This window comes from Sphingobacterium paludis, assembly GCF_004364125.1.
Lineage (GTDB): Bacteria > Bacteroidota > Bacteroidia > Sphingobacteriales > Sphingobacteriaceae > Sphingobacterium > Sphingobacterium paludis.
In genome coordinates, this window is sequence record NZ_SNZV01000002.1 from 370,614 (window position 1) to 384,136 (window position 13,523).

At 43.4% G+C, this 13,523-nt stretch carries 10 protein-coding genes; 4 read left to right on the top strand and 6 right to left on the bottom strand.

Annotated elements, in window-relative coordinates; translation table 11 throughout:
- Nucleotides 1-83 precede the first annotated feature (83 nt).
- Nucleotides 84-2,027, bottom strand: a complete 1,944-nt coding sequence (locus B0I21_RS04495; protein WP_133639266.1) for a KUP/HAK/KT family potassium transporter — start codon at nucleotides 2,025-2,027, stop codon at nucleotides 84-86.
- 234 nt (nucleotides 2,028-2,261) lie between these two features.
- Between B0I21_RS04495 and B0I21_RS04500 the strand changes: the two genes are divergently transcribed.
- On the top strand, nucleotides 2,262-2,657 hold the full coding sequence (locus B0I21_RS04500) for a T9SS type A sorting domain-containing protein (protein WP_166637770.1): 396 nt from the start codon (nucleotides 2,262-2,264) through the stop codon (nucleotides 2,655-2,657).
- Between the two features lie 399 nt (nucleotides 2,658-3,056).
- On the opposite strand, the gene ispG is transcribed toward B0I21_RS04500, so the two are convergent.
- On the bottom strand, nucleotides 3,057-5,069 hold the full coding sequence (ispG, locus tag B0I21_RS04505) for a (E)-4-hydroxy-3-methylbut-2-enyl-diphosphate synthase (RefSeq protein ID WP_133639268.1): 2,013 nt from the start codon (nucleotides 5,067-5,069) through the stop codon (nucleotides 3,057-3,059).
- Nucleotides 5,070-5,097: 28 nt separating this feature from the next.
- Nucleotides 5,098-6,024: a LiaI-LiaF-like domain-containing protein gene (locus B0I21_RS04510; protein ID WP_133639269.1), complete on the bottom strand. Its 927-nt coding sequence runs from the start codon at nucleotides 6,022-6,024 to the stop codon at nucleotides 5,098-5,100.
- A gap of 175 nt (nucleotides 6,025-6,199) precedes the next feature.
- On the opposite strand from B0I21_RS04510, the gene B0I21_RS04515 reads away from it, so the two are divergent.
- The 3 genes from B0I21_RS04515 (at nucleotide 6,200) to B0I21_RS04525 (ending at nucleotide 8,711) form a co-directional block, all read left to right on the top strand.
- Complete coding sequence (locus B0I21_RS04515; RefSeq protein WP_133639270.1) at nucleotides 6,200-6,934, top strand: MlaE family ABC transporter permease; 735 nt, start codon at nucleotides 6,200-6,202, stop codon at nucleotides 6,932-6,934.
- Nucleotides 6,935-6,937: 3 nt separating this feature from the next.
- The gene (locus B0I21_RS04520) at nucleotides 6,938-7,693 is read left to right on the top strand and encodes an ABC transporter ATP-binding protein (protein WP_133639271.1); all 756 of its coding nucleotides are present in this window, start codon (nucleotides 6,938-6,940) and stop codon (nucleotides 7,691-7,693) included.
- 115 nt (nucleotides 7,694-7,808) lie between these two features.
- Nucleotides 7,809-8,711 (top strand): class I SAM-dependent methyltransferase, encoded by a 903-nt coding sequence (locus B0I21_RS04525; protein WP_133639272.1) that lies wholly within the window; start codon nucleotides 7,809-7,811, stop codon nucleotides 8,709-8,711.
- Between the two features lie 113 nt (nucleotides 8,712-8,824).
- Here the strand turns inward: B0I21_RS04525 and B0I21_RS04530 are convergent, their stop codons facing one another.
- From B0I21_RS04530 to B0I21_RS04540, 3 genes are all read right to left on the bottom strand, one after another.
- The gene (locus tag B0I21_RS04530) at nucleotides 8,825-10,591 is read right to left on the bottom strand and encodes a hypothetical protein (protein WP_133639273.1); all 1,767 of its coding nucleotides are present in this window, start codon (nucleotides 10,589-10,591) and stop codon (nucleotides 8,825-8,827) included.
- A 141-nt stretch (nucleotides 10,592-10,732) separates the two neighbouring features.
- Nucleotides 10,733-11,575, bottom strand: coding sequence for a formyltetrahydrofolate deformylase (gene purU, locus B0I21_RS04535; protein WP_133639274.1), 843 nt, complete (start codon nucleotides 11,573-11,575; stop codon nucleotides 10,733-10,735).
- 26 nt (nucleotides 11,576-11,601) lie between these two features.
- The gene (locus tag B0I21_RS04540) at nucleotides 11,602-13,461 is read right to left on the bottom strand and encodes a DNA topoisomerase IV subunit B (RefSeq protein WP_133639275.1); all 1,860 of its coding nucleotides are present in this window, start codon (nucleotides 13,459-13,461) and stop codon (nucleotides 11,602-11,604) included.
- Between the last annotated feature and the right edge of the window lie 62 nt (nucleotides 13,462-13,523).

Below are 13,523 nucleotides of genomic sequence, written 5' to 3' on the forward strand. Positions count from 1 at the left end.
CGGAAAACCGGGTAAATAAATAAGGGCAACTTCGTGAAAAAGTTTCCCTTATTTATTGTTGGGTTTTATGCCGTATGGATAAATTAATCCAGTCGTTTGAGTTTGACTTCTTTTGTGGTAGGGATGTTGAGCGGTACGCGTTCCAATGTCACAAAGCTGCTGTCTAACCCAAAGCCCTTCTCTTCGGAAAGGCTAAATTTTTTCAAGATCTTATAGATTTCCAGAATAATTTTTTCATGCCATTTCAGATCGTGCGTTTTGGCGATCATTTTTTCCAATACAACAAAGTTGAAGTCACCAGCGATCTTATGTTTTTTCAGCGTGTCGTAATTACTGGTGATGTCGATTTCACCTTTCTCGACCATATCTTCCACGACCTTTCTGAATAGTAAGCTGATGCGCTGCTCTTCCCTAAATCCAAGCTTGAAATCAATACGGATAAGCTTATTTGGGATAAGCTGCTCGACGACAAACTCACGCGTATGCGGATTGTCCATCACATCTACATGTACCAGCCAATATACGTCTGCACGTTTTGGCTTTTTATTGATGATTGAGTAAATAATCTTTGATTCAATCTCATTTTTATTATTCGCGCTCGTGAGGTAGACTAGGTGCGAAGCGAATAGGGGGACGGACTTATCTTCACTCAGCTCGGATATAATGGAGAAGTAATTCCGAATATTGTTGAATCGAACGAAGCTGTTCTTTATTTTCCGAGCCCCATACCAAGAGAACATCGCGATAAATAGTGTGGAGGCAAGCAGTAGTGTTAGCCAACCGCCGTGCGTCAGCTTGACTAGGTTACCGGCAAGGAACGCAACTTCTATCGTCAAATAAAATGCAGCAAAAATCACGATCCAGACTTTGGGTATATGTACGCGCGCCAAGAATATACACATCAGGATCGTTGTCATGATAAATGTCAGGTTGATGGCTAAACCGTAGGCCGCTTCCATATTCGAAGATTCTTTAAATACGGCAATAATGAGCATACAGCCGATGTAAAGAATGAGGTTGATAGATGGCACGTAGAGTTGACCTTTTTGGTCGCTAGGGTAGCGTATAGATACTTTAGGCCATATGTTGAGGCGCACGGCCTCAGAGATTAGTGTGAATGAGCCCGAGATCATGGCTTGACTGGCTATAACGGCGGCCATCGTTGCAATGGCAATTCCATAGACAACAAATCCTTCTGGCATAATCGCGTAAAACGGATTTTTTTCGCCCATTTGTGTGCCAGCGTGTTGCATAAGCCAAGCTCCCTGACCAAAATAGTTTAATACCAGCGTCAGTTTAACGAAAATCCAACTCACTCGTATGTTTGATTTTCCACAGTGCCCCATGTCAGAATACAATGCCTCTGCACCGGTGGTACATAGAAAGATAGCACCAATCAAAAATAATGCGTTAGGATGATTAATGATGGTAGTAACTGCATAGTAAGGGTTTAATGCGTAAAATACCTCGGGCGCATGTTTGATGTAAAGAGCGCCCAGAATGCCTATCGTCGTGAACCAAATAAACATCATAGGACCAAATATTCGACCTACGATGGAAGTTCCAAAGCGTTGTATCACAAAAAGAAGGGTGATAATGATGACCACGATCGGTACGGTCGGTACTTGGGGATGTCTGATGGCGAGCCCTTCGATTGCCGAAGATATGGTGATCGCCGGTGTGATCATTCCGTCAGCAAGTAGGGTGCTCGCTCCGATAATGGCCGGAATGATCAACCATTTTGCCTTCTTCCTCACCAACGAATACAGCGATAGTATGCCGCCTTCGCCTTTGTTATCCGCATTAAGCGTGATCCACACGTATTTAATGGTTGTTTGAAGTGTCAATGTCCAAAATACACAAGACAAGCTTCCCAAAATAAGGTCTTCCTGAATGGTGCCTTTGTTAAAAATCGCTTTAATTACATACAGCGGCGATGTGCCTATGTCGCCGAAAATAATGCCTAAGCTTATTAGTAAACCGGCGAAACTGAGCTTGTGCGCATCGTGATGCTTATGGGTCTTCATGTGAAAAAAATTATCCTGCAAAATTACAGTAAATTATGTGCCAAACATATAGCGAAATGCCGACAACGAATATTCTTGTTAAAAATTGTTAAATGGAAAATTTATTTTAAATAATATATCCAAGATACTTCCAAAACAATTAACTTTGGGACAGGCGGTTTTTATATTATGGAATGAAATTATGATTTTAAGCCGACTACCTAAAAAAACACTTCGTACACGATGATAAAATTGATGAGAAAAATAGCGTTTTTAGCCCTCGCGAGCATTTTTATGTTCCAGAGCGGTCAAGCTATTGGTGCCTCATCTTTTCATTTATCTTCTGCTACAGCGACTAAGGCAACCCTAGTGAAAGAAGATGGCGAGAAACTGATCAATAATGTGAAGGTTTTCTACAATCCTGTTGCCGAGCAGATCACCGCCAACTTTAAACTTGCGAAACAAGGTACCGTAACGATAAAAGTAATGGACGCTTTAGGCAATGAGGTGCTTAATCTTATGAATGGAAGTTTAGAACCAGGAATCCAGAACTTATCTTTCGATTCCAATGGAAAATTAACGACAGGCTTCTATTTTGTCCGCGTCACCTCCGGTGCCGAGACTGTTGTTAAGCGTATCTCTGTACGTTAAGCCGTTTATTTGTATTGCGTAATGCTTTAGTACTGAGTAGATAGTATTTAGTATTTAGTACTTAGTATGTAGAATTGTGTAATGCGTACAATTTTTTTTATTTTTTAATTTTGACTTTTTACTTTCGACTGCACTGACTGTTATTAAACGAAATGTCGCATCGAAAGCTTTGCAATATGTAGAAATTTGCCCTTGCACTTGCCATCCCTGCAAAGGTTTCAAGCGACGGGGTTTTGTTACTTTTGCCCTACAAAAGTAATGCTTTGCCGCGGCATGCGGCGGAAGGGGTTTGCGTTGGACAAACCAAGAAGAAAAGCCTTTGCCCTACAAAAGTAATGCCTTGCCGCGGCATGCGGCGGAGAGGTATGTGGGATGGACACCCCGTTTAATAACTTAAAATTAATTGCTTAACTCCGTATCCTCTATCCAAAGACCATCGTTTTTGATAATCTCTATCAATTCATCAAGCGCATTGGCTGCGCTAACGTTTTTCTTGACTACCTCTTTGCCTCTGTATAAGGTTATTTTGTCTGGACCAGCACCCACATATCCGTAATCGGCATCTGCCATTTCTCCAGGGCCATTTACGATACATCCCATAATACCAATTTTCAATCCTTTCAGATGGTTGGTACGGCTCCGGATCATTTGTGTTGTTTCTTGGAGATCAAAAAGAGTACGTCCACAACTAGGGCAAGATATATATTCGGTTTTTGAGATTCTGGACCGTGTAGCCTGCAGAATACCGAAAGATAAAGATGCAATTTTATCTATTGGGGTGGCAGGGGAGTCTATCCATACACCCGAACCTAACTTATCAACCAATAGCGCGCCCAGATCCGTCGCGGCGTATAGTTGAATTTTAGAGATAGGCTCCTCGGGGCTCGTCCATTCGCCAATGGGGCCCGAAAACTGTTCAGGAGAATAAGATCGTTTGATGATGACGGGGATGTCTAAACCCATGGCCTGTATATTGTTGAAAAACTGGCGTTGATCGGCCATTCCATGTACGTGCGCAGTTTCCAAAACAAACACAATTGTCTTATCCAGCTTTAGTTCCGCAAAAGCATCGCCAAGTAAGTCATCATTTTTAATACGGACAAGGTTCAATACAGGATCATGGCTGGTTGCATTGCTATACTCGCTTAAACTAAAAACAGGGTGCTTATTGCCTTTGTCGGCGAGGTTTTGCCATGTGTCGTAATCGTATAAAACCTTCAGGTTGCCCGGAAGCGTGAAGGAGGGAAGATTCTTACCCAGATAAACAAAATCTACCGATTGGTCGCCCATGTGGTATTTATCGTTTACTGCATCATATCGGTAGCCTACAGGCGTTAATACAAACGGATCTTTTAAGTTTTCATGCGAGATGTCCACCACGACCCGAGGTACCAAGGAACCGCCTATAAACGTGTTTACTTCTGCTGTTTCATACGGAGTGGTGATCGTATCGCCAGACAAATTGACAATCTCTCTGGATTGATGCTGCTCGATATCTTTCTGGCGCTGCGCATATCGCTTAACCAATGCTATCGCGACAGGTGCTTCTTTTTCGGGCTCTTCCGTGAGCGAAACCCGAACCGTATCGCCAAGCCCGTCTTCCAACAGCGTACCAATGCCAACGGCGGATTTAACACGTCCATCCTCACCGTCTCCGGCTTCTGTTACGCCGAGGTGTAGCGGATAGTTCATGTTTTCCGCGACCATTTTCTCAACCAATAGGCGGTAAGCACTTACCATGACCTGCGGATTGGACGACTTCATGGACACTACTAGATTGTAGAAATTTAAGTCCTCACAGATACGCATAAATTCGAGCGCTGACTCAACCATGCCTTCCGGTGTATCGCCATAACGGCTCATAATACGATCGGATAACGAGCCATGGTTCGTACCGATACGCATCACCGTGCCATACTCTTTACAGATGTTTACGAGCGGCGCGAATTTTTTATAGATTCTTTCCAGCTCAGCTTGGTAAGCTGTATCCGTATAATCAATCTGGTCAAATTTTTTCTTATCGGCATAGTTGCCCGGGTTGATTCGTACCTTTTCGACTATACGTGCAGCAGTTTCTGCAGCATTTGGCGTGAAATGTATGTCGGCTACAAGGGGCACATGGTAACCTCGCGCTTTTAATCCATTTTTTATAAGAGCCAGATTTTCGGCTTCTTTGATGCTCGGTGCCGTGATCCTTACATATTCACAGCCCGCATCAACCATCCGTATGGTTTGCTCGATAGAGCCCAGCGTATCCATCGTGTCAATGGTCGTCATACTTTGGATACGAATAGGGTTGCTGCCGCCCATTGGGATGTCACCAACCTTAACTTCCCGCGTCAAAAATCTGCTATATGTCGTTTTGGAGTTGCAGTAACCTCCAGCCAAATGAATTGCGTCTTTTGTGTCCATGTGTTGTCACAAAGTTAGCTATTTTATATTAATAGCGGGTAATTGTAAATGTATTGGCTGCGCCATCTAGCTCGATGTCAAACTTCTTCGTTGCCTCATCATAATTTGCCGTTTTAGCCTTACCGTTTTTCTTTGTTGCGAAACCTTCAAACGCGTTTTTTGATAGTATAGAGGAATATTTTACGCTGATGGCGGCTTCTTTAGGAATGCTAAAATGTATCTTAGAAGCGCCCGTAGCAATATTGATTTTAGATCGCTCGACTTCCGGCATCCCGAGTTTTAAATCCATATTGCTTGCGCCGGTATTTATCGCTAAGTTCTTAAACCGTAAGGCGGATAGGTCGCCGTCAATTGTGGCAGCTCCGTAATTGAATTCAAAATCCCATAGCGGTGTTGCATTGAGATGGATGGAAACCATACCTGTTTTTTTTCCATCCGTAATTGGCTTTGCATTTAATACCACGATCTGCTTGCCACTATTTAGGCTGGATTTGATATTCATACCCATCTTGTCGTCGTCACTTTTGGCCGTAATCAGTTGACTAATATCGCTGCTATTGACACTAAACTTACCTGCTCCACCATTGAATTCAAGTTTCGCCTCGGATGCAGAATCATCCAAGGCACTCTCCACCTGCTGAACTAACGGATCACGATCATCCAGGTCGCCGATTTTGATGTCTTTATTATTCAGTAGGTCAGATGCCCAGTGCGTAGATGGTTTTGTAAGCCCCACATACGTCAGCCAACCCAGAAAAATGACATTGCATGCGATTTTGATATAGTTTCCGTACACGCGATTCTGCACCATCAGGTTTATACCCACAATAACAATAAGCAAAGGCCAATATTTTAACGTCGCGATAAAGTTAAAGTCGATAACATCAATGTTGTGCAACAAGAGGATCAACCCTATAAAAACGAACCAAATTCCGGAGGTAATTTTGTTTTCCATATTTTGTATTTCACTGTAAATATATAGGTCAAAACTATAACATACTAATTTTTTATAAAACCAGTTTTAGGTTATGTTGTTAATATCTTCGGTGAAAGAAAGCATTGAGGCGGTGAAAATTCTTCCTTGTAAATGTGTATCTTGCCATAATGTTAATTTAAGAGTCAATTTTTCTATGATATTCCACCATTTTGGTAAGTATGTTTTGTTATTGCGCAAGGTTTTCAAAAGGCCTGAAAAATGGAAGATATATTCAAAGGAGATTTTTCATGAGATGAACGAAATTGGTATTGGATCGCTCGGTCTGATTGTCATTATATCCACGTTCATCGGTGCCGTCATGACGTTGCAGATTGCATTTCAGCTGGTTTCTGATCTTATTCCACCGACGGTGATCGGTCAGATTAACCGTGACTCCAATATCTTGGAATTGGGTCCCACGATTTCAGCACTCGTACTCATGGGTAAAGTAGGATCTGCTATATCCTCACAGATTGGTTCGATGCGTGTTACGGAGCAAATTGACGCGTTGGAGATTATGGGAATTAATGCTCCAGGCTATCTTATTTTGCCCAAGGTGGTTGCGGGAGCAGTGATGGTTCCTGCATTAGTGATTATAGCGATTTTTTGTGCCATAACGGGTGGGTTGATCGGCGGCTCGCTGTCCGGCGCGGTAGCGCCATCAGATTACATCCAAGGTATACAAGGTGGATTTAACGGATTCACAGTAGCCGTGGCATTAGTGAAAGCATTTGTCTTTGGTTTTATTATCACGTCAGTGCCCGCCTACATGGGTTTCTACGTGCGGGGAGGAGCTTTAGAAGTAGGGCAGGCAGGTACCAAAGCTGTTGTGATCGGCTGTATATCCATATTAGTGTCAGACTACTTAATTACGGCGTTGATGCTTTAACATATGATTGAAATTCAAAACATAAACAAATCTTTTGGCGAAAACCATGTATTGAAAGGTATTGATGCCATTTTTGAACCGGGTAAAGTCAGTTTAATCATAGGCGGGTCTGGATCGGGAAAAAGTACATTGCTCAAATGCATCGTGGGCTTACATGAGCCTGAAGAGGGCAAGGTTTTCTTCAGTAAGGAAGAGTTTACAGGGATGGATTTTGAACAGCGCGTTCCCATCCGCCGCGATATCGGAATGCTTTTTCAGAATTCGGCCTTATTTGATTCGATGACCGTCGAACAGAATATCGTGTTTGCGCTTGATATGTTTACGGACTTGAGCAAGAAGGAGAAGATCGAGCGTGCAAATTTTTGCTTGGAGCGTGTCAATTTGAAAGATAAAAACAAGTTGTATCCTGCAGAACTATCCGGCGGTATGAAAAAGCGGGTAGGGATAGCGCGGGCGATCAGTATGAACCCCAAGTATCTCTTTTGCGATGAGCCCAATTCCGGACTGGATCCAGCTACGTCAATTTTAATTGATGAGCTGATACAGGAACTTACGGAAGAATATCAGTGTACGACTATCGTGGTTACGCATGATATGAATTCGGTCATGGGTATCGGAGAGTACATATTATTTCTCTATAAAGGAGAAAAATTTTGGGAAGGCTCTAACGAAGAAATGTTGCGGTCGGATGTTCAGGAGCTGAATGATTTTGTTTTTGCAAGTCCGCTGATGAAGGCTGCCCGAACGACAATTAAGTAGGCTGAGATCGATCGATTTGATAAGTCGCTGTTAAGTTCATATTTTTGCACACAGCCTCCATTCCATGATGCGCTGTTGCACGTGGACATTTTTTTAATTTTTTGAACTTTAACTTTTGGCTTCAACAACACATATCCAACTGCTTACCCCAAAACACTGGGAAGATTACGAACTTATAGATTGCGGAGATTTTGAAAAGCTAGAACGCTTTGGCAACGCTGTGCTTATTCGGCCAGAACCGCAAGCGGTGTGGCCGAAGTCTTTGAGTGAGGCCGAATGGACGAAAAGACATCATATTCGTTTCAAAGGACGTTCAGCTACGTCTGGCGATTGGGTGAAAAAGGCACCAACTATACAAGACCGGTGGCATATCCGTTACCAAAACGATGATGTCGCCATAAAATTTCGTTTAGGATTAACGTCTTTCAAACACGTGGGTATTTTCCCCGAGCAAGCCGTTAATTGGGATTACATTTCAGATTCGGTAAAGTCATTCAAAACGCCTCATCCGAAAGTGCTCAACCTCTTTGCCTATACGGGCGGCGCCTCGTTAATCGCCAAGGCGGCGGGTGCCGATACGACACACGTAGACTCTATAAAACAGGTCGTCACCTGGGCGAACGAAAACCAAGAACTTTCCGCAATCGATAATATTCGTTGGGTGGTCGAAGATGCACTGAAATTCGTAAAACGCGAACTTAAAAGAGGAAATACATACAATGGTATCATTTTAGATCCGCCAGCTTATGGACATGGCCCCAAAGGTGAAAAATGGAAGCTCGAAGATCATATTATGGAGATGATGCGCGATGTTGTCCAATTGCTGGATCCGAAAGAGCACTTCTTGATCTTAAATACCTACTCCTTAGGATTTTCTTCGGTAATTGTGGAGAACCTGATTCGTACATCATTTCCTGCAGTAGAAAATTTGGAGATAGGGGAGCTTTACTTACAAGCCACGGCCGGTTCAAAACTGCCGCTGGGCGTATTTGGAAAATTCCGAAAGATAGCAAAGTAACAATCACAACTTAGCCATCAAATTTTATTGAGGCTGTCTAAAAAACATTGGTGTGCGGTAAAAATTGCCGATGACTACGATACCTAGCTTTTGGACAGCCTTTTTTTTGTGTTTTAGCGCTTCAAAAGTTGCTTTTCGCATGCCGTGAGTCCGGATAGAAAGGTCGGTAAGTTTAGGAAACCAAACTCGCTGAGCTTTTCGGCTCGTGTACGATAATAGGCTATTCCAGCAACTAATTGTGCTTTAAATTTCTCCGCAAATTTTACCTTCTTGGCATCGTGTGCTGCTTCTCGCATGTAGGCACGTAAATAATCTACGTACAATTGTAGTTCATTGATAAACATGTGAGGTCTCTGCGGAAGGTCGAGAGGGACGCGTCCGTAGATGTGATCCACCATCTGTTGAAGGGAGTATGTATCTTTAAAATAGGCAGTGTTGGGTCCTGGGCATATGGCTACCGCACTACTTTCCTTCGCTTTGCGAATCTCGTACGTTAAGTATGCCGACGTGGCTAGGCCATCGCAGAGGCAGGTTTTTTCCGTTATGCTATCAAAAGCTTGCTGATAAGCGTCTGCAGATAGTTGCTTTGTTTCCAATTCCTTTATTTTGGCGTGTTGATAAACGCGTGAGGCGGTACAAACGGCTGCATCGGAAAATTCGGTGTTGGAAATTAAATATTTCTTGGTGCAGGGACTCCCGGGACGGCCTGCTCGAATGCGTTCCAAACGCTCCTGTTCCGCTGTACTTCCCCTGAAATTGTTAAATGGCACACCAAGCGGCGAAGCATCGCTTAGGTAAAAATCTTCTTTTTTCGCTTCCGCAAGTGCTTTCAATGTTCCGCTATCAACCGTAGTTGCTTCTGGAACCAATAGAAAGGGCGATCCCCAACCGGCGCTATCAAAACCATAATGTTTTACTAAAAATGATTGTTCATCAGCCGTACCAATGCCGCCCTGTACGGTAAAGCGCACGCTAGGAACTGGGAATAGTTGCTCTTTTTTAGCCTGTAAAGCCTGTCGATAAATGCTCCACAATTCATCAATAAGCTGGTCTTTCCGCTGTTTAAACTCCTCCAGTATAGGCCCTAATAAATAACCATCCGTTGCAAAAGCATGGCCGCCACAGTTCAGCCCAGACTCTATGCGAAATTCAGAAACCCATAGCCCTTTTTTTGCCAAATACTTTGCTTGTATATGCGCTGATCGGAAATCCGAAACCTTGAGCGTGATTTTTTTATCGAATGCTCCTAATTCGTTTGGCAGGAACGCCGGAATCTCGGCGAGGTAGTTGTACAGCCTAGGGTTCATGCCTGCAGAAAGGATAACGGAGGAGCGCAATGTAGCGTTCGCAAATCCTCGCAGGGCTGCTGCGGCATCAGAATAACGATCTTCCAATGGCATACCCAGCCCATCGACGTTTATCTTATCTACCTTTGACATGATATTGACATCAATATCGCCCGGCTGCAGGCTGTTTTTGAGGTAATCGATAAGTTGGGTCTGTGTTGCACCGGCTTTGTTGTTGAGCAAATCCAAGTAGGCTTGTCTTTCTGGGCTGTCGTTCGGTAACAATTGGAAATAACGGTCTAAGTCCGATCCTGTGCCAAAGCGCTCCTCCTGCATACGCTTTAAATCAGCATCCACTAAATACTGGATCATATCAAGATAAGCGGTGATTCTTTTTGCACGATAGTCCTGTTCCTTTTTTGAAATGGGCTGCGAAGGCATATTATTCTTCTCCAGATAATACAAACGCATCCGTTCGATCAGCTCATCGTCAACGATCGAGATGACAGAATTGATGCCGAATTTGGCGACCTTAAGTGGAGTGTCTATGGAAAAAGCCAGTCCTAATACTGGGATGTGGAAACCATGTTTCATATAGCTATAATATACCTGCGAAGTAAGGCAAATATGGGTAGCTATAAAATAATGGAGCCCTTAGTAAAAAATGATATCAGTCATTTTGTTCGTCTTACGTTTTTGCAGCAAGATTCTGGCCATGTGTACTTGTTATGCGCACTACTCAAAAACAACGGTCTTGTTGCCTTGCAGCATGACTCGATCTTCCATCAATAATTGTATGGCATGGCTGAGGACAGCCTTTTCGATTTCTTTTCCGGCAGTGACCAAGTTTGGCACATCATAACTATGATTGATGGACTTTGTACGCTGTACAATAATGGGGCCTTCATCCAGATCGTTGGTGACAAAATGCGCGGTAGCACCAATGATTTTGACGCCTCTTTTGTAAGCCTGCCGATAAGGGCTGGCACCGATAAAAGCGGGTAGAAACGAATGGTGAATATTAATCAACTTGTTCTCAAACCGGGAAACGAAACTTGGCGAAAGGATACGCATAAACTTAGCGAGGACGATGTAATCCGGATTGAAGGGCTCGATGGTAGCGGCAAGCTCGGTCTCGAATTGCTCTTTCGTTTTATGTTCGTGGGAAACCACGTAATAAGGAATGTCAAATTTTTCGGTAAAGTCTTTCAATGTATCGTAATTTCCCACTACCGCTTTCACGTCGGCATTTAGCGTTTGAAAGAAATGACGCACCAAGATATCTGCTAGACAGTGATGCTCTTTGGTAACGAGCACAACCAGCTTTTTTTGCCTGTCGGGGTTTATTGTTACCAATGCATGGGCAGGCAAATCTGCATATAGATTTTGCTGTAGGGCGATCGGGGCGGCAGGGACGCCGCTACAGACTACCCGAAGAAAGAATTTTTTATTTTCCTCGTCCACGAACTCTCGCATCGTCACGATATTGAGCTGATGTTTAGCAATAATTTGTGCGATGCTCGCAACTAGCCCGACAGCGTCCTGGCATTGAATGAGAATAAGGGTTTGGCTGTGCATATGTGTTGGATGCTTGCGCTATAGGTTTATGATGCTACAGCAGCGTTTGCTAGTTCTTCTTCTAAATCTACTTCTATCCGGAGGTTTTCTACGATATGTTTTTGACGATCAGGGGTGTTTTTTCCCATGTAGTATTCCAGTAATTGCGGAAGCTTATTGTCTTTTGATAGAATGACGGGATCAAGACGAATATCCTTTCCGATAAATAGTCCAAATTCTGACGGTGAGATCTCGCCCAAACCTTTGAATCGTGTGATCTCTGGCTTGCCACCTAATTTGGCGATGGCCCTTTGCCGTTCTTCGTCGGAATAGCAATAGATGGTTTCCTTTTTGTTTCGTACCCGGAATAGCGGCGTCTGCAAGATAGAAACATGACCGGCTTTTACTAAGTCCGGAAAAAACTGAAGGAAAAAGGTCAATAACAGCAAACGAATGTGCATGCCATCCACATCGGCATCGGTTGCTACAACGATGTTGTTATAGCGTAGCCCATCAATTCCGTCTTCAATATTTAGCGCGTGTTGCAATAAGTTAAATTCCTCATTTTCATAGACAATCTTTTTAGACATGCCGTACGAATTTAAGGGTTTTCCTTTCAGACTAAATACAGCCTGTGTTTGTACATCACGAGACTTGGTAATGGAACCACTGGCGGAGTCACCCTCGGTGATAAAAAGTGTCGTTTCCTGATTTCGGTCACTTTTATCATTGAAATGAACCTTGCAATCACGAAGCTTTCTATTGTGCAAAGAGGCTTTCTTAGCCCGCTCATTCGCAAGTTTTTTGATGCCTGCAATGTCCTTTCTCTCTCGCTCAGATTGCAATATGCGCTTCAACAGTGCGTCTGCGGTATCTTGATTTTTGTGTAGGTAATCGTCAAGCGCCTTTTTGATAAAATCATTGATAAAGGTACGTACCGTCGGTCCATCGGGACCAATGCTTTGCGAGCCTAACTTTGTTTTTGTCTGCGATTCGAAAACAGGCTCCTGCACTTTTATGGCGATAGCACCGATAATGGACGAGCGAATATCTGCTGCGTCAAATTCTTTTTTATAGAACTCCCGAACGGTCTTAACGAGCGCCTCGCGAAAAGAGGCTTGATGTGTACCTCCCTGCGTGGTGTGTTGCCCATTGACAAAGGAGTAATATTCTTCGCCGTATTGTTGGCCGTGCGTTAAAGCAATTTCTATATCTTCGCCCTTCAGGTGAACAATCGGGTAGCGCATCGATTCGGTATCAATGTTTCTTTCCAAAAGATCTTTGAGACCGTTTTCGGAGATGTACTTCTGCCCATTAAAATTTATGGTTAATCCCGAGTTGAGAAACACATAATTCCAGATCATATTTTCTACAAACTCTGTACGAAATTTGTAGTTGCGGAATATAGATTCATCTGGGTAGAAACTGGTGGCGGTGCCATTGCGCTGCGACGTATCCTTTTGGTCGTCGCTGACGAGCTCGCCACAACTGAATTGCGCAATGCGCGTTACACCTTGACGGTAAGACTGCACAACAAATTGGCTAGAAAGGGCGTTAACGGCTTTCGTACCAACACCATTTAAACCTACGGATTTTTGAAACGCTTTGCTATCATATTTACCACCGGTGTTTATTTTGGAAACCACATCCACTACCGACCCTATTGGAATACCACGACCGTAGTCACGGACGGCAACTTTATTTTCATGAACCGTAATGTCTATTGTTTTGCCCGCTCCCATTACAAACTCATCGATGGAATTATCAACAATTTCTTTCAATAACACATAGATGCCATCGTCGTAGGCCGAGCCATCTCCTAATTTTCCAATATACATACCAGGACGTAGGCGGATATGCTCTTTCCAATCCAGCGATCGTATACTGTCTTCGTTATAAGTCGTCATTAACGTTATGATGGTTTATTTTTCGAAACAAAAATAGGAAAAAAAGCAGCACGGCTAGACAC

Excerpts from the sequence above, each read along its gene's own strand:
- B0I21_RS04515 (WP_133639270.1), top strand. The coding sequence starts at position 6,200 with ATGATATTCCACCATTTTGGTAAGTATGTTTTGTTATTGCGCAAGGTT.
- B0I21_RS04500 (WP_166637770.1), top strand. The coding sequence starts at position 2,262 with ATGAGAAAAATAGCGTTTTTAGCCCTCGCGAGCATTTTTATGTTCCAG.
- B0I21_RS04510 (WP_133639269.1), bottom strand. The coding sequence starts at position 6,024 with ATGGAAAACAAAATTACCTCCGGAATTTGGTTCGTTTTTATAGGGTTG.
- B0I21_RS04520 (WP_133639271.1), top strand. The coding sequence starts at position 6,938 with ATGATTGAAATTCAAAACATAAACAAATCTTTTGGCGAAAACCATGTA.
- purU (WP_133639274.1), bottom strand. The coding sequence starts at position 11,575 with ATGCACAGCCAAACCCTTATTCTCATTCAATGCCAGGACGCTGTCGGG.
- B0I21_RS04495 (WP_133639266.1), bottom strand. The coding sequence starts at position 2,027 with ATGAAGACCCATAAGCATCACGATGCGCACAAGCTCAGTTTCGCCGGT.
- B0I21_RS04540 (WP_133639275.1), bottom strand. The coding sequence starts at position 13,461 with ATGACGACTTATAACGAAGACAGTATACGATCGCTGGATTGGAAAGAG.
- B0I21_RS04530 (WP_133639273.1), bottom strand. The coding sequence starts at position 10,591 with ATGAAACATGGTTTCCACATCCCAGTATTAGGACTGGCTTTTTCCATA.
- ispG (WP_133639268.1), bottom strand. The coding sequence starts at position 5,069 with ATGGACACAAAAGACGCAATTCATTTGGCTGGAGGTTACTGCAACTCC.